This is a genomic window from Sulfitobacter sp. JL08, assembly GCF_003352045.1.
Taxonomy (GTDB): Bacteria; Pseudomonadota; Alphaproteobacteria; order Rhodobacterales; family Rhodobacteraceae; genus JL08.
This window is the reverse complement of sequence record NZ_CP025815.1, coordinates 2494556-2518482: the sequence shown is the minus strand read 5'-3', so window position 1 is coordinate 2518482 and position 23927 is coordinate 2494556. Positions and strand designations below refer to the sequence as shown.

The following is a 23927-nucleotide window of genomic DNA, read 5'->3' as shown; positions in this document are numbered from 1 at the left end:
GGCCAGCCTGATAGGCAAGCTTTGGCTAAATCAAGATGGGCAGACCGGGATCAGTCGATCTGATCCAGCGGGTGCATGGGGCGGGGCACGTTGACATAGGGCATCTTGGCGTAATCCATCGTGCACAGCGCGCCACTGTCACACACGATGATCCGCCCGGCGATCGGGGCAAATGCGGCGCGAAAATGCTGCATCGATTTCAGCGCGACAACGCGGTAGTCCGCGGGCATGATGCCGAAGGTTTCGAACTGCCGCAGGTCCAGCATCTGGTGGGCGATGCTGACGATCAGGATATCGATGCCCTGAACATTCAGAACCGCCGTCGCGCCGAAACTGCGATGCAATCCGCCCAGAATGGGGCCGCTGCCTGTGACGTCTCCGTTGCCGCGCCATTTCAGCGTACCGGTCACATTCAGCGGGCCACCGCCAAACTCTGGTGCGGTCCTGCCGCCAATCGCCAGCGTCACGGTTGACCCGACAGTTTGTGATTGCAGGATCATGGCGGCCTGTGGATCGACCAGAGACCCGAAACATGCGTCACTGACATCTGCCTTCAGCAAGGCATTCAGCAGGGCGGTCGCGTCTCCGTATGCGCCGGCCCCCGGATTGTCCGCATAATCGGCGATGATCTACGGGCCGCTGCCGGTTTTCCAGACGCGCGCAACCTCGGCTGCTTCGGCCACGTCCAGATAGGTATTCAGTCGTTCATCGCGACGCTGCCAGATATCATCGGCAATCTCTTCTCCGATGTCTTGCGCTTGCGTCAGCCCGATTTCGGCAGTCACCAGAACGGTTGGGCCGACTTCGGCGATATCCGCATTGGGAAACGCGCCATTGATGCTGACGGCATAAACGCCCGCGCGCGCCTCGAAAGCGCGCGCCATGGCGTGGCGTTCAATCATCGGCCCGATATCGGTCCGCCCGCCATTCGCCTCTTCCAGCATGGGGCGGTGCACCCGCGGGGTTTGGGGCTGGATTTCGCCATGTATTGTCCGGTTCAGCACTTCCGCCGCCCGCCGGCCCGTGGCGCGAAAATCAACATGCGGATAGGTGGTGTAAGACACCAGAATCTGCGCCAGCGCGCACATTGCCGTGCTGACATTGGCATGCGGGTCCAGCGTGACGGCAACGGGCAAATCGGGGCCGGGGATGGCGCGCAGCCGCCGCAGGATTTCGCCATCGCCATCCTCGAAGGATGCGGTGACCATTGCGCCGTGCAGCATCAGCAGGATGCCATCCCATGCGCCTGTTTCGGCGGCTCGCATCAGGGGCGCGCAGATGTGATCGAATGCATCGTCCGTCACGCGCCCGCCGGGGCCGGCGGCGGCACTGATCACGTGCGTCACGTCCCAGCCGTAGCGGCGGCCGGTATCCAGCACTCCGGCCAGTTCTGTGTTCGCCGCGCCACGCGCCGCAACGGCAGACGCCCCGTCCAGCAGGAACCGGTTGCGAAAATCCTGAAGGTCCGTGGGCCGGATGTTGAACGTGTTCGTTTCGTGCGAAATTTCAGCCGTCAGGATGCGAAGCGTCACTGTCGCCCCCCTATGATGTGCGCAAGGCTGCAGGTGAGTTGACCAAAAGCAGGTGTCGCAATGCTTGCGCCCTTAACCCTAGCGCGTCAACACCAGTTCACCGCCGGAAATCTCGATCTTCTGAAAACGCTGCAGATAGCGCATGCCCAGCAGGGATTGCCCCATATCGCCGGAATTGACCGAGGCGCCGACATCGGTGTCCACGATTGATCCCAGCGCGACGCGATCCAGCCAGACAGGGGCAATCTCGACGATGCCGTTGGCGGTTTGTGCCTTTCCGACATAGGCAAGATTATCCAGCACCAGACCTGCGCGTTCGGCATCGTCATGGGTCAGCACCATGTCTGATGCGCCGGTATCCACGACAAAACGCACCGGCGCGCCGTTGATGTCCAGCGTCAGGTAATAATGCCCGTCGATGGCGCGTGGCACAGTGATCGTGCCATCACCTTCGAACCGTGCCATCGCCGGGTTCAGTGTGCTGCGGATATCGTTCCACAATCCGGCCACCGCAATCGCGCCGATAAAGATCAAGCCCCAGACCGCCGCATGTTGCAGTGTTTTGTTCAGGGAATTGCGGTTCTGCATGAAAAACCAGCCTGCAATGACCGCGCCAAGCAGCACCAGATAGATCAATCTGCCAAAATCATCGCCGTTCATTCCGAAACTCCGCGTTGCATACCCTGCCTATATAGGGTGGGCGTAGCCCGGGTTCACGCGGCAAAGCCGAAATCGCGCAGACCGTCCAGCACGAATTGCACAGACAGCGCGGCCAGCAACATGCCCAGCAATCGCGTGATGACGTTGATGCCAGTCTTGCCGAACAGTTTTTCCAGCGCACCGGCGCCAAGGAAAAACACAAATGTCACCAGGATTACCGACAGCATCACACCAATGACCAGCGTCAGACCCTGCGCACCGGGGTTTTGTGCGGCCAGCAGGATCACCGTCGCGATTGATCCCGGCCCGGCGATCAGCGGGATGGCCAGCGGAAACACAGACGGGTCGGGGCGGTCATCGGCGCGGTCTTCGCGCCGTTTGGTGCGCCGTTCAAACAGCATGTCCAGCGCTGTCAGAAACAGCAGAATACCGCCCGCAATGCGAAAGGCGGGCATGGAAATTCCCACGAAACCCAAAACGGCCTCGCCGAACAGGGTGAAGATGCACAGCAAGAACCCGGCCACAACGCAGGCGCGCAGGCCTATTATGCGCCGGTCCCGCGCCGACATGCCCTGGGTCAGCGCCGCGAACAGTGGCAGCAGGCCGATCGGATCGATGATCACGAACAGCGTGACAAAGGCGGTGATCAGGAACGCGCTGTCCATCACGCGGATTCACTGGCTTTTTCAAGCTTCTCAAGGGCCGCCATCCACAACGCCTCGGCGCGGTCCAGCGCCTCCATCACTTCGGCGTATTTCTTTTGCCAGACGGCCATTTCACCCAGCTTGTCCTGTTCATAAAGCGCCGGATCGGCCAGTTTCTTGGCCAGTTTGTCGCGCATGTCGTTCAGCTTGGTCACACGTTCCTCGGCCTTGCGCACATCCGATTTCAGCGCCAGCACCATATCGCGCGATACAAGGCGCGCCTTGGGTTGCGGTTTGGCTGCCTTGTCCTTGGCGGGTTTGTCGGCACTCAGCAGCATCTTGCGATAGGCCTGCAAATCCTCGTCATAGGGTTTCACGCGCCCGTCCTTGACCAGCCACAACCGGTCGGCGACCATCGACAGAAGGTGCATATCGTGGCTGACAAGGATCACCGCACCCGAATAGGCGGTCAGCGCCTCGACCAGCGCCTCGCGGCTTTCGATGTCAAGGTGGTTGGTCGGCTCGTCCAGGATCAGCAGATGCGGCGCGGGCAGGGTGGCCAGCAACAGGGACAGGCGCGCCTTTTGCCCGCCCGACAGGCGGCCCACCTCGGTGTCGGCCTGATCAGGGCCAAGGCCGAAACTGGCCAGTCGCGCGCGCAGCTTGGATTGACCTTCGGCGGCGCGTTCGCGCAGAAGGTGTTGCAGCGGCGTTTCGTCAACGCGCAATTCTTCGACCTGATGTTGCGCGAAGAACCCGATGCGCAGCTTGTTTGAGCTGATCATCTTGCCGCCCATCGGATCCAGCCGGTTGGACAGCAGTTTGGACAGGGTTGATTTGCCTTCGCCATTGCGCCCCAGCAGGGCGATCCGGTCGTCCTGATCAATGCGCAGGTTCAGATGGCCCAGCACGACGGTGCCGTCATAGCCCACCGAAACACCTTCGGTCGCGATGATCGGGGGCGACAGTTCTTCGGGTTCGGGAAATTTGAACACCGTGCGCGCCGCATCTTCGGGCGCGCGGATGGTTTCCATCTTTTCCAGCATTTTAACCCGGCTTTGTGCCTGTTTGGCCTTGGACGCCTTGGCCTTGAAGCGGTCGACGAAGGCCTGCAAATGCGCCCGCCGCAAATCCTGTTTCTTGGCGGCGGCGGTCTGTACCGCGCGTTGCGCCGCGCGCTGGCGGGCAAAACTGTCGTAATTGCCGGTGTAATAGGTCAGTTTCTTGTCTTCCAGATGCAGAATTGCCCCGACAGACCGGTTCAGCAATTCGCGATCATGGCTGATGATCATCACCGTATGCGGATATTTGACCAGATAGGCCTCAAGCCACAGCGCGCCTTCCAGATCAAGATAGTTGGTCGGTTCGTCCAGCAGCAGGTAATCGGGCTGCGCAAATAGAACGGCGGCCAGTGCCACCCGCATCCGCCATCCGCCGGAAAAGGCAGAGCAGGGCATTTGCTGTTCTGCATGTTCAAAGCCCAGCCCTTTGAGGATCGAGGCGGCACGCGCTTCGGCCGACCATGCATCGATATCGCTCAGCCGCGTCTGAATGTCGGAAATCCGCCCCGGATCGGTGGCGGTTTCGGCTTCGGCCAGCAATGCGGCCCGTTCGGTATCGGCGGCCAGAACCGTATCGATCAGCGACACCTCGTTTCCGGGCACTTCCTGTGCAACGCCGCCAATGCGGGCCCGCGAGGGTAAAGTGATGGTGCCGTTTTCAAGTGGCAGTTCGCCCCTGATCAGTTTGAACAGGGTTGTCTTGCCCGCACCATTGCGCCCGATCAGGCCCACCTTGTGGCCTGTGGGAATGGTGGCCGACGCCTCGACAAACAGCGGGCGGCCTTCGACCGAATAGGTGATATCTGTGATCCGTAACATCCGCGCGGTTTGGCGCAACCAGCGCGCCGCGTCAATCGCCGCTTTTCAACGCAGCGGTGCCATGCTACCTGACCCGCGATTCATCAAGACGGGTTTGTGCCATTTTCGGCATCCCGAACAACCGGAGTAGTCCCCATGGCCCTAGAGCGCACATTTTCGATCATCAAGCCCGATGCCACACGTCGCAACCTGACCGGTGCGATCAACAAGAAATTCGAAGACGCAGGTCTGCGTATCGTGGCGCAAAAGCGTATTCACCTGACGCTGGCACAAGCGGGCGAGTTTTACAAAGTCCACGCAGAACGTCCGTTTTATGGCGAATTGTGCGAATTCATGGCATCGGCCCCGATCGTTGCGCAGGTTCTGGAAGGCGAAGGCGCAATTGCAAAAAACCGTGAAGTCATGGGCGCAACCAACCCTGCTGATGCCGCAGCTGGCACCATCCGCGCCGAATTCGCAGAAAGCGTTGGCGAAAATTCCGTGCACGGTTCGGACGCACCGGAAACAGCCGCAGTCGAGATTGCGTATTTCTTTTCGGGTCTGGAACTGGTGGGCTGACCTGCCGGTCTACCGCTTGCGGTCGATCACACCGATTTTATCAAGGGCCGCTTCGAAATCGGAGCGGCCTTTGTCGTGGCTGGCGGCCTTGATCGCGTCAAAACGGACGCGCAAGGCGTCTTTTTCCTTGCCCTTGCAATCGTTCCACGGACGGCCCTGCAGACCCATGACCAGAACGTAATAGCCTATGAAATGGGGCTGTGTGCCGGTTTCCAGCAGCCGCGCATAGGCGGCGTCGGCGCCCAGGGCGTGCAGTTCCTGTGCGCTGTGAATGCCTGCGCGCGCGCAGCTTGCCTCAAACGCGGGGCCAAGGTTGCGGATGGAAGAAACCGGATCGGACATGGGCCAAGCCTATGCGCCGGTGGCAATGCTGTCATCCGTCTTTTGGCGGCGCGACGGCCGGCTTACAAACTGGCGTAATCCGTGATCGGCGGCGTTTTCGCCGTGTCCTTGGGATTGGCCGGGGCAGTGTTTGATGCCGGTGTGTCTTGCAATTCGGGTTTTCCTTTTTCCGGCGGTGTTGCCGGTGGTGTCGATTGTGCCATTACTAAAATCCTCGTTACAGGTTGTCCCCGCAAGTGCAAGAGGCACTGTACGGGTCAGCCATCACGATCCGCTGATATTGCGGCATGCATGGGGAGGTAACGCGTTTATTCTGCGAAATGGGTGCAGGGCAGACGCGCAAATATGGCAGAACGGGCACGGGCGCGCACCGGTTATTGCGCTTACCCGGTATCTGGCGCGGTATAAAGAACCCAGGCGGCCAGCATCCCGACATAGGTCATCTGGTGCAGAGCCTGATCGACACCCGCAGCGCGCCAGAATCCCGCATCCGCAGGGGTGTATCCGGCTTTGTCGGAATAACGCGCTTTGCCCCAATCGATGTGGAAATGCACAACCGCTTCGATCAGGACCGTGATCAGAATAAAGGCGGGCTGGGTCAGAACCATCGCAAAAACAATGGCCGATCCCAGTGCGTGGACCAGTGCGTGCTGCATCCGCCCCAAATGGAAATACTGATCCCGCCCCACGAGCATTCGTTCGGTCTGAAGAAAGTAATCAGCCAGCATGTGCTTGATTTGAAACAGAAACAATAAGATCAATACCACAAAAACAGTGTCTGACACTGCCAATTTCCTCCATCCCGTTTCGATCAATGCTACTGGTCTGCCGCGCGGCGCGCAATTCCACCCGCCACATTTTCGGGTAGAAGCGTTGCCAATATGTTCGCCGCAAAGTTTTGTTTGAACAAAGCGCCCTTTGACGGCTAGATTGTGACCCAGGGTCAGGGGCCTGTTTTCAGGCACTTTGTATTCGCACATTGCACCAAGATAATTTTAGGCCGAACCCATAGAACCAACGCTTTTCTCTTTTATCTGGAAGCATTCCAAGCGGGATCAGATCATTCTTCTGATCGTGACAGCCGCGCTGTTTCCGGTGCTTTATCTGACCCTGGAATTGCCCAAAAGAATTATCAACGATGCCATCGGCGCGGGCACAAGCCCGGTGGAAGTGTTCGGCTATGAACTGGATCAGGTGGTCTTTCTGGCCATCCTGTGTGGCGCATTCCTGATCTCGGTCCTTGTGCATGGGCTGATGAAAATGCGCATCAACACGATGAAGGGCGTTTTGTCAGAACGGCTGCTGCGCCGGTTCCGCTATGGCCTGATCGCGCGGATACTGCGCTTTCCGCAGCCCTATTTCGAACGCACCAGTCAGGGCGAACTGGTGTCGATGATCACGTCAGAATCCGAACCGATGGGCGGATTGATGGGCGATGCTGTCGCGCAACCCGTCTTGCAGGCGGGGCAGATGCTGACCATTCTGGGCTTTTTGTTCCTGCAAAGTGTCTGGTTCGGCCTTGCGGCATGTGCCCTGATCCCGGTGCAGGCGTGGATCATTCCAAGAATGCAGCGCCAGATCAATCTGCTGAACAAGAAGCGCATCGTCGAAATTCGTGCGCTGGCGGCCGAGATTGGCGAGAATGCGATGGGGGCCAGCGCGCTGCGTGTCAATGGCGGCTGGCGCTATCGTCTTGCGATGGTGACGGACAGGCTGGGCCATCTTTACCGGATCCGCCTGCAAATCTACCACAAGAAGTTCATGATGAAATTCGTGAACAACTTTCTGGGGCAGCTGACTCCGTTCTTTTTCTTTTCCATTGGCGGCTATCTTGTCATTCGCGGCAACGTGTCACTGGGCGCTCTGGTTGCGGCGCTGGCGGCCTACAAGGATCTTTCGTCGCCATGGAAAGAGCTTCTGACCTACTACAATCAGGTGCAGGATATGTCGCTGCGCTGGGATATCATAACCGAACGGTTTGCGCCCCAGGGCCTGATCGACGAGAAGCTGATGACAGGCGCACCCGAAACCCTGCCCCATCTCACCGGCGATATTGTTCTTGATCATGTGACGGTGCGCGATGAAGACGGCAATCCGGTGCTGGAAGAGCTTGACGCGGTTCTACCCGCCGGTGCTGTGATCGGCATCGCAGCCAGCAGCGAAGAAGACCGCCGTGCCTTCGCTGAATTGCTGACCCGTGAACTGATGCCCGCTTCAGGGCGTGTTGTCATCGCAGGCCATGATCTGGCGGGTTTGCATCAGGGCGTGATCGCCACGCGGATCGGGCATGCCTCATCCCGTCCGGTCATGTTTCAGGGCAGTTTCGGCGATAATGTCATGATGCCTTTGAAATTCGGGCCTACCGCGGCGGCAGAGGACACCCGTTCGCGCGAGGCAGTGCTTGCCGGAAACAGCGCCGATCTGTTGGGCGGCGACTGGATCAATCCCGCGATTGCCGGACTTGAGAGCGAGGCCGATCTGCGCGATTGGTGGGTGCGGCTGGTCGATGGGATGGGCAGCGGGTCAACCCTGTTCCGGCGCGGGCTGGACCAGAAGTTCGACGGCGACGCGCATCCCGAACTGGCGCAGGAACTGGTTGCGCTGCGTCCGGCGATCCATGATGCCCTGGTCAAGGCGGGGCTGAATCGCCACGTCTATTTCTTTGATCAGGACCTTTACAACCCGGCGCTTCCCGTGGTGGACAACCTTGTCTTTGCGTCACCGCGCCAACCGATCACGCGGGAATTGCTGGCGGACCAGACCGAATTTCTGGCGCAGATCCGCAAGCTGGATCTGGAACAGGGTCTTGTGCATCTGACGCAGGATATCGTCGATCTTTTGCGCCAGATTTTCGGAATTGACGGTACAGATCATCCGCTGTTTCGCAAGCTGGGGCTGGACCCTGATACGTTCGAGTCGGCTGTCGGGCTGGTGAACAAGGCGCGCGCCGATGAAACGGCCCGGTTCAGCGATACCGAAATGGCGCTGTTGCTGATCATTCCGTTCCGGATTTCCGCCGAACAGATCGGCGCGGCCTTTCCTGATGAAATGAAGACCCGCGTGCTTGATTTGCGGCACTCTCACGCGGCCGACTTTCAGACGCTGCTGGAACATCTTTATGCGCCCTTGCGCCCCGATCTGTTTGCGCCGGGGCTTAGCGTTCTGGAAAACGCACTGTTCGGCAAGATTTCGGATGCATCAGGCGGGCGTGCCGACGATGTGCGCACCGTTGTCAGCGACACGATCGCCAAGGCCGGGGCAAAACAGCTGGTTATCGAACTGATTTTCGATTTGCCGATTTCGCTGGGCGGCGCCAACCTTCCCGCACTTTACGCGGAACCGCTTGCTTTCAGCCGTGCCACGATCAAGCGGCCGGATATTCTTGTTCTGGATAACGCGCTGGCCAGTTACGATCTTGAAACCCAGGTGGCCGTCTACAAGAACCTGCGCAGCCTCTTGCCGGACACAACGCTGATCTATCTCAATGCTGAATTTCAGAACGATGACATCTTCGATGTGTTCTTTGAATTGCGGCAGGGCCGCATCGTCAGTGACACGGCCCGCGCCGAAGACGTCACCGACAGCGCCGCAAGCGCCGATCTGACCCGCAAGGTGCGGGCGCTGCAACAGACCGAACTGTTTTCCGGGCTGAACCGACGCGAACTGCGCCTGCTGGCCTTCGGGGCGCGCTGGTACGAGGCGTTGGCGGGTGAATATGTGTTCCGAAAGGATGATGATCCCACCGATGGCGCCTATATGATCCTTGAGGGCGAGGCCGGTCTGTACCTGCCCAAGGACAAGGCCGAGGATCAACTGATCTCCAAGGTCGGGCCGGGCCGTCTTGTGGGGGAACTGGGGCTGATCCGGAACGTGCCACGGGCACTGGACATGAAGGCCGAAACCGACCTGAAATGCCTGCGCATCGGCGCCGAGGAATTTCTGGCCGTTGTCGAAAACGACGCGGCGACATCGTTCAAACTGTTGCAGGTGGTGGCCAGCTACGTCTAGGCCGGATCATCCACCTGATGAACCTCGATCACGTTGCCGTCGGGATCATAAAAGAAAATCTGCGACCATCCGGCAACGGCGGTATTGCCCCAATCCGAAAACGGAATGCCCTTTTCTGTCAGATGCGCCTTGAACGCGTCGATATCATCGGTGCGATAGGCGATATGCCCGTGCGACACGGGGTTTACGGCATGACCGGTGCGAAACCCTGCCAGAACATCGCGCTGCGCCAGATGGGTCTGGATCGCACCATCGGTGACAAAGGCGACATCACCGGCATATCCCTTTTTCTTTTCCAGCGTCGGCAATCCACTGTCCGGTGCGCTAAGCCCCAGTACATCGCGGTAAAACCGGTTCATGCCTTCGACGTTTTCAGTGGCAAGGTTGATGTGATGCAGGGTCAGTTTCATGGGCATGCTCTTTGGTTCAGGTTGCATTTCGGGCCAAGGTTAGCGCGCGGGCCGTGCGGGCAAAAGGGGTCAGCCCATCCAGCGGCGCACCGGCGCGTTGGACTCTTCCAGCGCCTGACAGACAACATCCACCAGCGTCGGGCCGTCATGGGCGATCGCCTGTTTCAGAACGCTGTGAAGGTCGTCGGGGTTTTCCACCCGCCATGATGTCACACCGTAGGCTGCGGCCACCGCCGCCTGATCGGTGCGGTTGAAATCCACGTTGTAATAGCGCTTGTCCTTGTCCGCATACTGGCTGGCCTTGATCCATCCGAATGTGGCGTTGGAAAACACGATATAGGTGATCGGCGCGCCGACGCGGCAGACGGTTTCCAGTTCGCCGCAGGTAAAGCCGAACGATCCGTCGCCCATCATCGCAACAACCTTGCGTTCGGGCCGCCCGAACCACACCCCAAGTGCGGCAGACAGCGCATAGCCCAGGGCCCCGTGGGCGCGGTTGGTAATGAAATGGCGCCCCGGTTTGGGCAGTTGGTAATAGGCGGAAAAATACGGACAGCTGGTGCCGGGATCGGACACGATCGTCGCGTCTTCGGGCAGCGCCTGCATCAGCGTGTCGATCACCCGTTCCGGCCGGATCGGGCTTTCGCTGCTTTGGGCCAATGTGCGGAAGGTTTCGAACTTGCGGCGTTTCATCGCTGCCACCGCTGCGGCCCCGCCAAAGGTTTCGCTGCCCTGATCGCGTTGGTCCAGCACTGTGTTGACCTGATCCAGCGCAAGGCGCAGGTCGCCCACAACGCCCACTTCGGTGCGGTAATTCGCGCCGATCACCATCGGATCGACATCGAAATGCACGATCCGTGTGTCGGCATCCGGCGCCTCCCAGCGGGATGTGGTGGTGGATCCGGCCCGCGCGCCCATGAAGACGACCAGATCGGCGGCCTGCATCATCTCCCATGTGTCATCGGTGCCGCCATTCGATCCGACAACGCCGACGCAATTGGGGTGCGTTTCCGCCAGCGATCCCTGGCCGGAAATCGATGTGGCGACCGGAATGTCCAGCCGGGTTGCCAGCCGGTCAAGCGCGTCCATCGCCCCTGCGATCACCACGCCGCCACCGCACACGATCAGCGGATTGCGCGCCGACAGGATCGCATCAACCGCCGCCTCGGCGGCGCCGGGTTCGGGGGCCTGGGGATAGGCCGGGTAAAGCGCCAGTCTGGGATCGGCCCAGATATCGCCAACCTCGACCGGGTCGTACTGAATGTCATAGGGCAGGCCCAGATGCGCCGCACCGGGCCGCCCGGTTGTCATCGCGCGAAAGGCGCTGCGCACCATACGGGGGATATGATCGGCCCGCTTGATCACCGTGTTCCATTTGGTCAGGGGCCGCATCAGCGCCTCCTGATCGACCTCGGTCAGCGGGTATTTCCCGTAAGAGCCGACCGAAATATCCGTGGTGATCCCCAGCACGGCATAAGAGCTTTCGTTGGCTTCGATCAATCCGGGCAGGATATAGGTCGCGCCACCGCCCGACGGGCCTTCGCAGACGCCAACCCGCCCGGTGACCCGCGCATAGCCATCGGCCATATAGGCCGCGCAGCGCTCGTCGCGGGTCAGGATATGGGTGATCCCGTGATCAAGCTGGCGCATCGCATCGTAAAACGGCAGGGTGGTATCCCCGCACAGGCCAAAGATGTGACGCACCCCATGCGCCTCCAGCATCCGGACCATCGCCTCGGCCCCGTTCATGGTGTTTTTCATCCTGTCACCTGCCGAATGTCCCGCAGTTGCGCCCCTGCGCAGACCTTACCGCATGAAGGCCCAGCATCAAGGACGTTGGTGGTGGGGGGATCAATCCAATCTCCAAAATCAAGCAGGTTCGCGAATTTTGACCGCAAGATGGATTCTAAAACCTGCTCACTTTCAGGTTGTATCCGGTTTAGGCTGGCGATTACGTTTGTCCGGGCGCAGGCCCAAGCAACTTGGTCACGCCGCTTTTGTAAACCGATACCAAACGCCTGCTGAGAAGTTTGACGCATGTGTTGCAGCGACCAGTTGAAACCACACCGCTCAGCGATCGTTCATCGAATGTGAAGCGAACAACCGTTGTGAACCCAAACTACCAATTGCCATGCTGCGATCAAATGGCCGCTTTGGCGCCTTGCGTGTTTTTACCTGTCGAGCATCGAAAGAACGGCATCACGTTCGGACAGCACCAGCAGCAAGGCGACATCACCCGTCTCCAGCTTTTCTAGTATCATTGAAGCGGCTTGTGTGGGCGACGCTGCTCTGAGTATGTGTTCTGCTTCATACCCGAGTTCCAACGCTGTCCTTTCAATCAGATCAGAGACTTCTCCCAGTTCGCGACCTCTTAAATACCCTTCAAGTTCGGTTGCGACGACAACGTCGGGTTGGAATTTCAGCGCTGTCGCAGTTACATCTCGGATATCCTGATCCGATCTGTCCCCCGCATGGCTGAGCATTATGAAACGCCGTTTTGCCGGAAGGCTCGACAGCGCATCGCAAACGGCCGAAATCGAATGGGGGTTATGTGCAAAATCCACAAAGACCCGTGCTCCATTGTACAAAAACTCGTTGCAACGACCCGGGTTATCCTTGGCGTCGGGCTTGAACCCGGCCAAACCATCCCGAGCCGCCTGAACGGGCAGGCCCAGTGCCAGGGCAAGGCACAAGGCCGCCAGCGCATTCAGGATATTGTATTTAGCAGCGCCGCCCATGGTCAGGGGAACATCGGAAACGGCGATCACCACCTGTTCCGCCGTGCCGTCGAAAAAGACGATATCGCCTCGCCGCACATAGGCGCAGCAGGTGCCGGCATCACGCGCCTGACGGATCAGATCGTTCTGCGCATCCAGCGAAAACCACCAGAAATTCGCCGATGTATTCGCCGCCTCGGCGCGTACATAACCGTCATCGGCATTCAGGGCCAGCACGCCACCCTCGGCCAGCGTGCGATGTACGGCGAATTTGGCCTGAGCCAGTTCCGGTACAGTGTTGACCCCGTATTGCCCCAGATGATCGTTCGCCACATTGGTGACCGCCGCTGCTGTGGCCGCGCGGGTCGGCAGACCCCGACGCAGGATGCCGCCGCGTGCGACTTCAAGACAGGCAATCTCCAGCCGCTTGTCGCGCAGCAACATCCGCCCGCCACCGGGGCCCGAGTAATCGCCACGGTCCAGAATATCGTCACCCACGCGCACAAATTCGGTTGATGTCAGCCCGGCGACCCTGCCCGAAGCGCGCGCGATCGCCTCAAGCAACCGGGTTGTCGTGGTTTTGCCGTTGGTTCCGGTGATGAACGCGATCGGGATATTGTGCAAAGCAGGCCAGTCCACCTTGTCGGCGGCGGGCAGCGCATCGACCGGCCAGGTCTGACTGCCTTTGCCATGCCCGATTGACACTTCGTCATCATCGCAGAGGATATCCACACCATGCGCCTGTGCTGCCGCGATCAAGGCAATCAGCGCGGGATTGGCTTCGGTTTCCATAACGCCTTGGACGTCCGAAATCATCTGATCGAAATCTCCGGGCTCGGATGCCAACAGTTCAGCGGCACAGAAATGCCAGGCGGTTTGCGCCGCGAAGATCGCGGAATAGAGCTGATCCATGGGCGCCGAGATCGCAAGATTAACCCCACCCGTAAAGATGCGGTGGGTCAGGTGCTGTTCCTGCCAGCCAAGCGCGTCCAGTACCCGACGTGCATGTTTCTCCCACAGGGCGGTGACCCGGGTGGCATCGATATCGGTAAGAAAAACGTCCACCACTGCGCCGGGGCGGTTCCAAAGCAGGCCCGGCCCGGTCAGACGCCGCGCATCATCCACCTGAATATGGTCAGAGGTCGCGCTTTCAATGGTCAGCGCGGTCTCAAGCTCTTTGATCCGGTCCATTCCGGGGCCTCCGCTCAATCTGCGTCTTCGCTGACTTCACGGGCCAGACGCACGCCACGCTCATCCCGGATCAGGTTCTGGTCGCTTTCGAACATGTCCTCGAACGAGGTTTCGGCGGGGCTTGCCACCGGCGCGGCCTCGGGTGCTTCACCATCAGAATTGAAATAGATGATCTGTTTCCAGCAGCGCGTTGTGTCGTCACCAAAGATCACCAGCAGATCGCCCTGCGCAGCCTGTTCCAACGCGGCATTCACTGCTTTGACTTCATCGGGGATGATCGTTATGGCCGCAGCATCCACACCGTTGTCGATCAAGGCCTGACGCATCATCTGCGGTACCTCATCAAGCCCGCGACCGCGGCGTCGGTCATCTGCCTTGCAAACGAAATGATCGAAATGTCCGGCCAACGCGGCGGCCCCATCGACAATGTCTTGATCGCGCCGGTCGCCGGGCATCGCAACAACGCACAGCCTGCGGCCCTTGATTTCCAACTGATCGGCCAGCGCTGCCATCGCCTTCAGGGCGGCAGGGTTGTGGCCATAGTCAAGGATCACCTTGAAAGGATGTTCGTCATAGACATTCATCCGTCCGGGTGCCTGGAAATAGCTGGTGTCGAAGGTGCGCAGCCCGTGGCGGATATTGTCAAGATCCACTTCGAAACTATAGGCCATCGCGGCGGCGAACATCGCATTCTGGACGTTGAAAATCGCTTTGCCTTCCAAGGTCGCCGGGATCAGATGCGACCACAGAACCGGGATGTGAAGACCGTTGTCATAGATGGTCAGCATGTCACCATTCATGCCCTTTTCCAGCACAATGGCCTTGCCGCCTGCCTTGATATGTTCCTTGACCAGACTGTGCCCCGGATTGGTGGTGACATAGAATATCTGGTTCGCCCCGGCGTAGTCGGCCATTTTCAGGCAATTGATGTCATCGGCATTCAGCACCGCCGTATCCGTTGCGCTTTCAACCACCACGCGCTTGACCACGGCCAGTTCCTCGACCGTGTTTATGCCCCCTAGACCCAGATGATCTGCCGAGACATTCAGACACGCCGCCACGTTCGAGCGCTGATAACCCAGACCTGATCGCACAAGCCCGCCGCGTGCGGTTTCCATTACGGCAAAATCGACCGCCGGATCGCGCAGCACGATCTGCGCGGATTTGGGCCCCGTCATGTCGCCCTTGACGCTCAGTTTGCCGTCCACATAGACGCCGTCGGTCGAGGTCATACCAACGGTCTGGCCGCTGGTTTTCATGATATGCGCCAGCATTCGGGCTGTCGTAGTCTTGCCGTTGGTGCCCGTGATCGCCGCAATCGGGATGCGGGTTTCCTGAGTGGCAGGGAAAAGCATGTCAATCACTTTACCGGCCACGTCGCGCGGCTGACCTTCGGACGGCGCCACATGCATCCGAAAGCCGGGGGCTGCGTTCACTTCGACGATGGCGCCACCGATTTCCTTGTAGGATTTGGTTATGTCGTCGATCAGGAAATCCACGCCGCCCACATCCAGCCCAACCGCCATGATGGCGCGTTGAGCCATGTCGCGGTTGTCGGGATGCACCACATCCGTCAGGTCAATGGCTGTGCCTCCCGTTGACAGATTTGCCGTCGACCGGAGATAGAAAACCTCGCCATCCGGCAAAACGGTTTCTTCGTTCACGCCCGCAATTTCCATCAGGCGTTTGGCCTGATTGTCGAGTTCAAGCATGGTCAGCACTTTTTCGTGCCCGATGCCGCGACGCGGGTCCTGGTTCACGACGTCGACCAGTTCGGCAATCGTGTGCGTGCCGTCGCCAACGACATGTCCGGGGACGCGTTTAGCCACTGCAACCAGCTTGTTGTTCACAACCAGCATTCGATGATCGAAACCGGTGACGAAGCTTTCAACCAGAATGGCCCTGCTGCGAGAATGTTCCTTGGCCTCGGTAAAGCCCGCCTCAACCTCGGATTCCGAGTTCAGATTGATCGAAACACCGCGCCCATGATTGGCGTCGAGTGGTTTGACGACGACGGGAAAACCGATACGTCCCGCCGCTTTTGCCGCCTCGCGCGGCGAATAAACTATGCGCTGCTGCGGCACCGGCAGGCCCAGATCGTTTAGCAGATTGTGGGTATCTTCCTTGTCGCAGGAAATCTCGACCGAGATATGCTTGGTCTCGGAGGTGATGGTTGCCTGAATGCGTTTCTGGTATTTCCCATGCCCGAACTGCACCAGCGAGCCTGAGTTCAGCCTGATCCAGGGGATGTCCCGCTCTTGTGCCGCCTTGACCAGTGAACTGGTTGAGGGGCCAAATTCCTTGCGCTGAGCCCGCAGCACAAAGCTGCGCAATTCGTCATCCCAGTTGAAATCCGGATCAAAGTCGTAATCCACCTGCTCCTTGAGGGATGGTGGCAACAGATGCATCAACAGACCCATCGCCAGCTTGCCCGCATCCAGGCCGACATCGCGCTGGCGGTATTCAAAAACCATGTTGTACTGACCAGGTTCGCCAGTGCCGCGGGTTCGGCCAAAGGTTACATCTGAACCGGCCACGTTCTGCACTTCGATGGCACAATGTTCCAGCACATGACCCAGCCAGGTGCCTTCATCTTCGCGCAAGCGGCGGATGAACCCGCCGGGTTCGCGATAGGAACAGCCGTGTTCTGCCAGACCGGGAAGTGCCTCGATCAACGCGTCAACATACTCGGAACCAATTTTCCCCGAAGGCCATTCTTCAAGAATACCCAAGTCGATAACATGGCGAATGACCGGAAAACTTGCCCAAACATTCGGGCCGACAAAGACATTGGTCGAGATGATTTTCATGAAGTTCCCCGTTGGTTAGCTTTTATTTCCCATCGCTGGCGACTTCATCCCCGGACAGTTCAGGCAATGTGCAGAAGGCCATATGCTCATCCGGCGGAAAAGCCTGGCGAGCGGTAAGATCATAACGGCACCCTTCGCCCAGAACGTCAAGCCGAAGTCCCAGAAGGCTCAGCGCCTCGCCGCGGCGGGCGTCCCACATCGACGAATGCGTCAGATGGCTGGCATCCACCACAGTGACAGCTCCACTGCCGACAACCTCAAGGACGTTATCAGGCCCAATGAATGCCGCCGTGTCTTCATCAACGCCCAACCCTATCAGAAAAGGGTTGAAAGATGAGGCGGTTAACAGGCGCCCCATGCGGTTACGCTGGGTGAAATGCTGGTCAATGATGACCGCATTGGTCAGCCCCATACCCGGTGCCAGAGTGATATTGCCTTCGGCTGGCGCGGAATTGCTGCTCCCGCCTGCAACCATGTGTTCGGACATGACCGAAGCCCCGGCCGAGGTTCCCGCAACTGGTACACCCGCCGCGTTCCGCCGCCGGATTTTCTGAGCGACAAGTGTGCCACCCAGAATCGCCGACAACCGAAGCTGGTTGCCGCCGGTCATAAATATCCCGGTGGCGCGGTCCAGCATCTCGGCATATTCCGGATTGTCGCAATCGGCGCGGCGCGAGATGGGCAAAAACTCGACCTGACCGGCCCCGAGTTCAGAGAAAATGCGGTTATAATCCGGTCCGGTTTCTTCCAGCATCGAGGCTGTCGGAACCACGATGATATCGGCATCCGCACCGCCGGACAGTTCCACGAATTTGCGGTGAATCTGCATTTCCTTGACGCGGTCTTCACCACCGCCGATTGGAATGATGAACCCGCGCGGGGTCTCTGCATCAATGGGTGCAGGGCACATATCTTAACTACCTTCCGGTGCTAGAACGGGCAGCCACCGGGGGCCGCGCGGACGCTCAAACCTTTTCATACATGCCACGCCGGGCCATCTGGCCATCGCGGACATGCCATTCCCCCCGGGCCATCACATGCCGCACAGTCGTGTTTTCGTCAAGAACCACCAGATCGGCATCCATCCCTACGTTCAAACGACCTTTTCGGCGCAGCTTGAGCAGATCGGCGACATTTGACGTCAACGGAGCCAGCGCTTCGGGCAGGGGTATTCCCTTGTCGATAAGCTCGCGCAGCGTTTCGGGCAAAGTGTCCGACAATCCCACCCCAAACCGTGTCAGATTTCCTTCACGGTCAAAGGCCGGCAGGCAGCCACCGCCGTCAGAACTGATGGTGAACCGGTCCGCGCGACCGCCCAGATCGCGGAATTGGATGTAGGCATCGGCGGCCGATATACCCGGATCGATATGCCCGCAAGGGAATGCTGTCGCGTCGATGTAACATCCGTGTCGCGCCAGCGCGACGGCCTGTTCAAAGAGTGGTTTGTTGCGATTGACGTGGGTCGGGTTGAAGACGCGCGCGGGGATTTCGCAGGTCGCGATTGCCTGTTCCAACATCGACAGACCCCGCTCGCCGTCTCCCATATGGCAATGCACAATCCCCGCCTTGCCGGTCATCAGGCCCGCGACATGCGCCTCGCTTGCGATCCGCAGAAACTCGTCCAGTGTTGGTTGGCTTGACCGATGATCGCTGATCGCCAGTTCGCCGACACCGATAACGGGATCAAGGAACACGATATCGCCACGGGCTGAACCGGTGAGGGTGGTCAGAGGGACGTGATAGCCACCGGTATGACACCAGGCCGAAAGTCCCTCTTCGCGCAGCCCATAGGCCTGCTGAACCAGCGTCTGCGTGTTGCGCGTCAGATCGTCCGTGCCCAATACCCCAACGACCGAGGTGACACCGGCGCGGGTAAAGGAGGACAGGAACATCGGCGGCACCCGGCTGGCTGGCCCGGTTTCGCCGCCACCGCCGGTGATATGCGCATGTCCATCAATCAAACCCGGAACAACCGCTGCACCTTCGACATCCAAGATCTCGGCGTGAAGCTGATCCGGCAATTCGGGTTGCGTGCTACCGATGTATATGATGCGTTCACCCGCGGTAAGAATATGGCCCAAACCAACTGGCTCGGGTGAGTAGAGGCGCGCATTCTTGATGAGTTTCAACACGTTTCATATCCGTATCACGAGCGAAGACACCCTTTCTTGCACCAAAAGGCAGCAAAAGAACCATCCCCAATTTCGCAGAAAGCACAGATGTGGGTCTGTAGCCAGCAGCGGACACTTAGAAATAGCAAGCGGCTGGAAGGTTTGTTCCGCAGAGCAGCTTTCTTTTGAAGGCGCAGCTAAGGGGTGCTTTGAGCCCGAATGTATGTACCGGCTGCTGTTCGCAAGTGTTCAATTGCATGTCTTCTGGAAGTCGCTGATATGTATCCGGCCTTTGGATCGGCTTGTGTTGCTTGCCGTGGCCCTGTTGGGAGTACGCACGCGCCTTTGTCTCATTAGCGGACAGGTCGATTATGACCATTCGGGCTCTCAGACTTTGAGTGCGTTTTTATTCCGTTCCATGCATTTGAGGTTTACGAACGTCGTTTGCGGCTGTGATCAGATCGCAGTCGCCAATTCTTTTTCCATCCAATCGAAGTCCTTGCCTGAGTTAAGAACACTCCATGCGATCCGCGCTAGCTTATTGGCAAGCGCCACGCCGAGCTTGTTGTGCTGCATGCGCGTCGCGGCGGCTTCCAACCATGCGCCAAAACTAAACTTATGCCAGTTCTTCGGTCGCATCATGATGACCTGCGCGGCCTGCACAAACAGCATGCGGAGATACCGGCTGCCTCGTTTTGTGATACGACCCAGGATGGTGCGCCCGCCGGTCCTGTGTTGTCGCGGAACGAGCCCCAGCCAAGCCGCAAAATCTCGCCCCCGATCATAAGCCTCGCCGGTCCCGACAGCTGCAACCACAGCCGTTGAGATGATTGGCCCGATGCCCGGAATGGTCATCAGACGTTGGCAGCTTTCCTCGGTCTCGCTGACCTCTTTGATTTCAGATGTGGTCATATCGATCCGTTTATCCAGCCATATCCAATCCTGTTGGAGCCCCAGGATCAATCTCCGCATCCGCAAGGACATCTCGTCGCCGCGATTGCTAAGAATGGCTTCGAGCGAGGCGCGCAGAGCCGCGACACTACGTCGGACAGTGATCCCCTGTTCGATCAGAAAGGCCCGGATCTGATTCATTGCTGCTGTCCGACGTGACACAAGCCGTGACCGAACGCGATGCAGCGCCTGGAGATCAAGCTGCTCCTGCGTCTTCTCCGATACCGTCTTGAGATTGGGACGCAAAGCGGCTTCTGCAATAGCTTCAGCGTCATTGTAGTCGTTCTTCTGGCCCTTGTTGAAAGGCTTCACATAAACCGCGGGAATGATCCGGGGCTCGAACCCCATCTTGCTCAGCGTTCGGCTGACAAAGTGCGCGCTCAGGCAAGCTTCCATCCCGACAATACATTGCGGCAGCTCCTCAAACGTCGCAACCAACGCCATGCGTTTGATCTTCTTGCGCAAAACAAGCCGACCTTCTTTGTCAAAGCCAACCAAGTGAAATACGTCTTTGCCGATATCAACGCCAACTGACATCAGCTCATCAAAATCATTCTTCGCCATGCTACTTCTCCTTTTTGCAGTATAGGCCAAGCCTAACCTGCTGGGTGAAGCAGCCGGTACATCCCATTAACAGACCGTGACTCAAACCCGTGCTCGGATGAGCAACCAGAGACATAGGGCGCTCTCAGCGATCATCGGGATCAAGTAAGCAGGTTCGATGTTTACGACCCAGTCGGGCGCGATAAGGCGTGCCAGGCTTCCTGTCGCATATACGACGCCCGAAGCCGCGATGCCCGCAGCGATCATTTTCGGCACCTGCGAGCGCCAAAGCATGACAGACATGATCCCACTGTTGACCGCAAAAAGTATCAACCCGATGTCATAGCCAATTGCGTGCAATTCGGTCATGTGCACCGCGATGCGCGGCGCGTCCAAAAGCAAAGACGGTACACTTGCAAGGGCCATCAGGCTGGCGCCAATGAGCACGGCTTGCCCCAAGCGTAACACCATTGCGGCAAGCGCCAAAGGTTGGGAGATATGTCGCAGAAGACCGAAAAAAATCAGGGCAAGCGCAATATCCGCCAGCAACATCACCGTATCGGCAATGAGGCTCAGACGAAGCTGTCCAATATTAGCGCTAAGCGCTTGCGCGATTTGATCTGGCGTGCCCTGAAGCAAGGGGCCGCGCAAAAGTAATTCGGCGGAAAGGCCACATAGAATGATGGCCAAATAAAGCGCGCCGGCAAGACGTACGAGGCTGGGATCAGCATGAGACAGTTTCATGTCAGCACCCTTTCACTGGTTCGAAAGCCCAATATGGCACGTTTCTTCGCTCATTATTCCAGGTTCTTGCAAGTCATAGATGTCTTCTTGCAGGCGTTATTGTCCGGTACATATCTTGTTGGTTTGTGTGCATCGAAATGGCCTGTGCACTTTTACGCGATCAATCGTTGGTTACTTTTTGGCCACCATGCATCGCGATCGAGGTTACGGCAGCTTCGCCCCGTTCGTGGCTAACGCGCCCAACCCGACAGGTCGGTTCGGTGTCAGCGGCTGTTGCGTCCTTTCCAGCCCCTGATCATCCGGGTAACTCGCGCCGCTCGGAAGCTGGGTGTTTGAGCTTTTCAAAGGGCGCAGACTGGAGTTGTTGTTGAAGTTATGGCTCGTAAGAAGCGGGATATTGTCGGAAGGAACGTCGTTCACAAAAGCATTCGTTCGTTTTGCTCCCAAGTGCATTGTCCGCTTAACGGCCAACGAGAACCCAAAAGTGGTCAAGCATATACCGATTGGCAAAAAAGAACTTCAGAACCGACGATATAAAGCATCCACCAGTGATAGAAAATCAACTGCGCGAATTCAGGCGAATGGGCGCCCTAATTTATTGATCTCCCGATCACACTCACCGGCGCCAGTATCACAGCTGTCGCTTCCTGAGCGACCAGAACTGACCCCGGAAAAATTCCAGTGCGGCCGGTAGGATCGGTCTGAAGCGCTCTACGAACAGAGGTGGTCGCCTGTTCCAGGACCTTCAGTACTGAAGGCGAACTCAGGGCAGCGCTATGAGCTGACTCAGCGTCGCTTGCGTCGCTCAAGTCAATAATGGTGACTTCCAGGCCAGCAACATCTTCGATTTGTTGAGTATTCCCCAATCGGTTTGGTTGGCCTGTAAGGCGCGCTGAAAGTGCAAGAACCGGGTCTCGCTTGGATACAAAAATAATGAAAGGCTGTGGCAGTTTGCCGATTGCTTCAGCTTGACTTCTAAACAGAGCGACGTCCAGATCAGGCGACATCAACACAACTCCATTTATGTGCGACAGAACATCGTCGTTCCCGCGTATTGCCATCTGCCGCAGCGTCTCCATTGTTAGCTGTGACCCCATCGAATGGGCGACAACTACAATGCGTTGCGCGCCCGCCTTCCTCAATTCTACGAAAAGTTGTTCGAGACCGTCCCGAGCAATCAATACGCTGTCACGATCAGCCGCATAGCCAAGAGGATCGCCAATGGACGGCCACGAATAATGAACGACCACGCCTGTTATGCTGAGGTCGCGCATCATCTGAGCGGTGCGATAGACACCGTCGCCCATGGTATTGTTGAAACCGTGAACGGTCACGATTACCTCGCGTCCGGCCTGCCCAGGCTCTCGTAATCGTTGCCTTATCGCACTTCTAAATGAGGGCTTCCCGTCGAAATAAACAACCTGCCGGGTCAAGAAATCAGTGGACGGGGCCGTGGTTTTGCCAGGTAGTTTTATTTGCCCCGGCCGACGCACGGGCGGCACAGATACGTCAATACGAGCGAAGTTGAGAATGTCGCGTTTCGTTGGTGACCACAGTCCATCAGAATCGCGGGCACGGGTCGTTCCAATCAAAACCGGTATGTCTAATCCCAAGTTTTCAGGAACCGGCGTAGGCACGACTTGCGCGCGGGATGAGCACCCCGAGAGTAAGGCTGAAAACAGCAAAACGGAAATGACAAACACAAACCACGATTTCTCTGGTCCTGAGGTGCGAAATTGCATGTCGGTTACTTTGTTCTTCTTGTCTGGATAAGCTCAGAAATGAGAGCTGTACGCATCCGATCAGTTCTCTTTGCCACAAACTGTGTTGGCAACCGCCGCGGCATTCCCAGTTTAATCAGTTTTGGTTTGAGAAAAGGGTCAAAGATGCAGTCTTTTGCACCTTTGACCTGCCGCAAGGGCGCGACAACGCGACGATTTCAGAGGTCAGCTGCCCCCGTCTGTACCTTCAGGCAACGCGACGGCGAGGCGGGTAATCTCGTCAATTGCCGTCAGACCGTCCTCACCGGCTGTTTCGTATTCAATGAGCACACGATCACCCCGTCCTAGGTCGTCAGGAAGTGTAAGTTCGTCGGATATTCTCCAGACTGTCTTATCGGTAAGTACAACGATGCCCGCCTTGCGATCGTACGCAAGAACGTGCCCTTCGGTTTCGTCAGCCAGGCAGGCCATTCCCGATGTTGCGGTCAATGCCGCTGCTAATAATAAACGCATTTCTAATGTCCAGATGAGGATTGCACTCTCGGCGCGACCCCGCGCTCTGCAGTCGCCGGGCGGAGCCTCACGCCTGGATGGATGGGATATGGTGTTTTTACATACGCCTTCAAGAAGTGCAGAAAATAAATAAAACGATGGACGAAAAGAGGTTCAACGGGAGGCCCGCTCAAGGGGGAATGAAAGTTCGAAGTATTCAGGGCAGGGGACCGGCGTGAGCAATCAGATTTTTCCAAGGTCGTTTTTCGAGAGGGGTCTTCTGGCAAGGGAGCAGGTGCGAGTGTTACATGGACCGTCGACAGCTCTCGCCCGCCATCTGGAAAGCCCTTCAAAGTGGTTAACTGAAGGTCTCAATCAAATGTCGCCTTGAAGCCCAATTCGACTGATGCTGTGTCTTCGTCTAAGGTCCGCTTCTGACAGTATGACGCACGTGCGGCGCCCTTATGGTGTCATCCACATTTAAGTTGGTTCGAAAAGATGCAAAAAGTTCGATTGGGTTGGAAACCTCTAAGTTGCTGTGTCCGGCTTCAAACGTTCCGAATACTTTCAATTCTTCTTGCAAATGAGCGGATGTAAGAGGCAGGTTTGTTAG

General features: G+C 58.0%; 20 protein-coding genes. 2 read left to right on the top strand and 18 right to left on the bottom strand.

Features of this window, described 5'->3' with window-relative positions:
• Positions 1-50: 50 nt before the first annotated feature.
• From C1J05_RS21885 to C1J05_RS12295, 5 genes are all read right to left on the bottom strand, one after another.
• Positions 51-569: an MlrC C-terminal domain-containing protein gene (locus C1J05_RS21885; RefSeq protein ID WP_254684798.1), complete on the bottom strand. Its 519-nt coding sequence runs from the start codon at positions 567-569 to the stop codon at positions 51-53.
• Between the two features lie 60 nt (positions 570-629).
• Positions 630-1532 (bottom strand): M81 family metallopeptidase, encoded by a 903-nt coding sequence (locus C1J05_RS21880; RefSeq protein ID WP_254684592.1) that lies wholly within the window; start codon positions 1530-1532, stop codon positions 630-632.
• A gap of 78 nt (positions 1533-1610) precedes the next feature.
• Positions 1611-2192 (bottom strand): retropepsin-like aspartic protease family protein, encoded by a 582-nt coding sequence (locus C1J05_RS12305; RefSeq protein ID WP_114870504.1) that lies wholly within the window; start codon positions 2190-2192, stop codon positions 1611-1613.
• A 53-nt stretch (positions 2193-2245) separates the two neighbouring features.
• Positions 2246-2857, bottom strand: a complete 612-nt coding sequence (locus C1J05_RS12300; RefSeq protein ID WP_205388942.1) for a MarC family protein — start codon at positions 2855-2857, stop codon at positions 2246-2248.
• Positions 2857-4716 carry an ABC-F family ATP-binding cassette domain-containing protein gene (locus C1J05_RS12295; protein ID WP_114870502.1) on the bottom strand — a complete coding sequence of 620 codons (1860 nt, stop codon included), beginning with the start codon at positions 4714-4716 and terminating at the stop codon, positions 2857-2859. Before C1J05_RS12295 ends, C1J05_RS12300 begins: the two co-directional genes overlap by 1 nt.
• 135 nt (positions 4717-4851) lie before the next feature.
• On the opposite strand from C1J05_RS12295, the gene ndk reads away from it, so the two are divergent.
• Positions 4852-5274 carry a nucleoside-diphosphate kinase gene (ndk, locus tag C1J05_RS12290; protein ID WP_114870501.1) on the top strand — a complete coding sequence of 141 codons (423 nt, stop codon included), beginning with the start codon at positions 4852-4854 and terminating at the stop codon, positions 5272-5274.
• Between the two features lie 9 nt (positions 5275-5283).
• Here the strand turns inward: ndk and C1J05_RS12285 are convergent, their stop codons facing one another.
• The 3 genes from C1J05_RS12285 to C1J05_RS12280 form a co-directional block, all read right to left on the bottom strand.
• Complete coding sequence (locus C1J05_RS12285) at positions 5284-5616, bottom strand: TfoX/Sxy family DNA transformation protein (RefSeq protein WP_114870500.1); 333 nt, start codon at positions 5614-5616, stop codon at positions 5284-5286.
• A 62-nt stretch (positions 5617-5678) separates the two neighbouring features.
• Positions 5679-5819, bottom strand: coding sequence for a hypothetical protein (locus tag C1J05_RS21495; protein WP_162798060.1), 141 nt, complete (start codon positions 5817-5819; stop codon positions 5679-5681).
• Between the two features lie 180 nt (positions 5820-5999).
• A complete protein-coding gene (locus tag C1J05_RS12280; RefSeq protein ID WP_302622773.1) occupies positions 6000-6401 on the bottom strand; it encodes a DUF3307 domain-containing protein in 402 nt (133 codons plus the stop codon).
• A gap of 274 nt (positions 6402-6675) precedes the next feature.
• On the opposite strand from C1J05_RS12280, the gene C1J05_RS12275 reads away from it, so the two are divergent.
• Positions 6676-9624 carry an ABC transporter transmembrane domain-containing protein gene (locus C1J05_RS12275; protein WP_114870498.1) on the top strand — a complete coding sequence of 983 codons (2949 nt, stop codon included), beginning with the start codon at positions 6676-6678 and terminating at the stop codon, positions 9622-9624.
• On the opposite strand, the gene C1J05_RS12270 is transcribed toward C1J05_RS12275, so the two are convergent.
• The 10 genes from C1J05_RS12270 to C1J05_RS12215 all read right to left on the bottom strand — a co-directional run bounded on the left by C1J05_RS12270 (position 9621) and on the right by C1J05_RS12215 (position 23335).
• Complete coding sequence (locus C1J05_RS12270) at positions 9621-10034, bottom strand: VOC family protein (RefSeq protein ID WP_114872293.1); 414 nt, start codon at positions 10032-10034, stop codon at positions 9621-9623. The two genes, C1J05_RS12275 and C1J05_RS12270, sit on opposite strands and share 4 nt — an antisense overlap.
• Positions 10035-10103: 69 nt before the next feature.
• A complete protein-coding gene (locus tag C1J05_RS12265) occupies positions 10104-11795 on the bottom strand; it encodes a thiamine pyrophosphate-binding protein (RefSeq protein ID WP_114870497.1) in 1692 nt (563 codons plus the stop codon).
• Positions 11796-12205: 410 nt separating this feature from the next.
• Positions 12206-13942 carry a Mur ligase family protein gene (locus C1J05_RS12255; RefSeq protein WP_114870495.1) on the bottom strand — a complete coding sequence of 579 codons (1737 nt, stop codon included), beginning with the start codon at positions 13940-13942 and terminating at the stop codon, positions 12206-12208.
• Between the two features lie 14 nt (positions 13943-13956).
• Complete coding sequence (gene cphA, locus C1J05_RS12250; protein ID WP_114870494.1) at positions 13957-16752, bottom strand: cyanophycin synthetase; 2796 nt, start codon at positions 16750-16752, stop codon at positions 13957-13959.
• 22 nt (positions 16753-16774) lie between these two features.
• Positions 16775-17662: a cyanophycinase gene (locus C1J05_RS12245; RefSeq protein ID WP_114870493.1), complete on the bottom strand. Its 888-nt coding sequence runs from the start codon at positions 17660-17662 to the stop codon at positions 16775-16777.
• 55 nt (positions 17663-17717) lie between these two features.
• The gene (iadA, locus tag C1J05_RS12240) at positions 17718-18884 is read right to left on the bottom strand and encodes a beta-aspartyl-peptidase (protein ID WP_114870492.1); all 1167 of its coding nucleotides are present in this window, start codon (positions 18882-18884) and stop codon (positions 17718-17720) included.
• Between the two features lie 435 nt (positions 18885-19319).
• Positions 19320-20378 (bottom strand): IS110 family transposase, encoded by a 1059-nt coding sequence (locus C1J05_RS12235; protein ID WP_114870491.1) that lies wholly within the window; start codon positions 20376-20378, stop codon positions 19320-19322.
• An 81-nt stretch (positions 20379-20459) separates the two neighbouring features.
• Positions 20460-21101 (bottom strand): DUF4386 domain-containing protein, encoded by a 642-nt coding sequence (locus C1J05_RS12230; RefSeq protein ID WP_114870490.1) that lies wholly within the window; start codon positions 21099-21101, stop codon positions 20460-20462.
• A 590-nt stretch (positions 21102-21691) separates the two neighbouring features.
• Positions 21692-22843 carry an alpha/beta hydrolase gene (locus C1J05_RS12220; RefSeq protein WP_114870488.1) on the bottom strand — a complete coding sequence of 384 codons (1152 nt, stop codon included), beginning with the start codon at positions 22841-22843 and terminating at the stop codon, positions 21692-21694.
• 204 nt (positions 22844-23047) lie between these two features.
• Entirely contained in the window at positions 23048-23335 is a 288-nt protein-coding gene (locus C1J05_RS12215) for a hypothetical protein (protein ID WP_162798059.1), read from the bottom strand.
• Positions 23336-23927 lie beyond the last annotated feature (592 nt).

Coding starts and splice junctions, on each gene's coding strand:
- C1J05_RS12305 (WP_114870504.1), bottom strand. CDS start 2,192: ATGAACGGCGATGATTTTGGCAGATTGATCTATCTGGTGCTGCTTGGC.
- C1J05_RS12300 (WP_205388942.1), bottom strand. CDS start 2,857: ATGGACAGCGCGTTCCTGATCACCGCCTTTGTCACGCTGTTCGTGATC.
- C1J05_RS12295 (WP_114870502.1), bottom strand. CDS start 4,716: ATGTTACGGATCACAGATATCACCTATTCGGTCGAAGGCCGCCCGCTG.
- ndk (WP_114870501.1), top strand. CDS start 4,852: ATGGCCCTAGAGCGCACATTTTCGATCATCAAGCCCGATGCCACACGT.
- C1J05_RS12285 (WP_114870500.1), bottom strand. CDS start 5,616: ATGTCCGATCCGGTTTCTTCCATCCGCAACCTTGGCCCCGCGTTTGAG.
- C1J05_RS21495 (WP_162798060.1), bottom strand. CDS start 5,819: ATGGCACAATCGACACCACCGGCAACACCGCCGGAAAAAGGAAAACCC.
- C1J05_RS12270 (WP_114872293.1), bottom strand. CDS start 10,034: ATGAAACTGACCCTGCATCACATCAACCTTGCCACTGAAAACGTCGAA.
- C1J05_RS12265 (WP_114870497.1), bottom strand. CDS start 11,795: ATGAAAAACACCATGAACGGGGCCGAGGCGATGGTCCGGATGCTGGAG.
- C1J05_RS12255 (WP_114870495.1), bottom strand. CDS start 13,942: ATGGACCGGATCAAAGAGCTTGAGACCGCGCTGACCATTGAAAGCGCG.
- cphA (WP_114870494.1), bottom strand. CDS start 16,752: ATGAAAATCATCTCGACCAATGTCTTTGTCGGCCCGAATGTTTGGGCA.
- C1J05_RS12245 (WP_114870493.1), bottom strand. CDS start 17,662: ATGTGCCCTGCACCCATTGATGCAGAGACCCCGCGCGGGTTCATCATT.
- C1J05_RS12235 (WP_114870491.1), bottom strand. CDS start 20,378: ATGGCGAAGAATGATTTTGATGAGCTGATGTCAGTTGGCGTTGATATC.
- C1J05_RS12230 (WP_114870490.1), bottom strand. CDS start 21,101: ATGAAACTGTCTCATGCTGATCCCAGCCTCGTACGTCTTGCCGGCGCG.
- C1J05_RS12220 (WP_114870488.1), bottom strand. CDS start 22,843: ATGCAATTTCGCACCTCAGGACCAGAGAAATCGTGGTTTGTGTTTGTC.
- C1J05_RS12215 (WP_162798059.1), bottom strand. CDS start 23,335: ATGCGTTTATTATTAGCAGCGGCATTGACCGCAACATCGGGAATGGCC.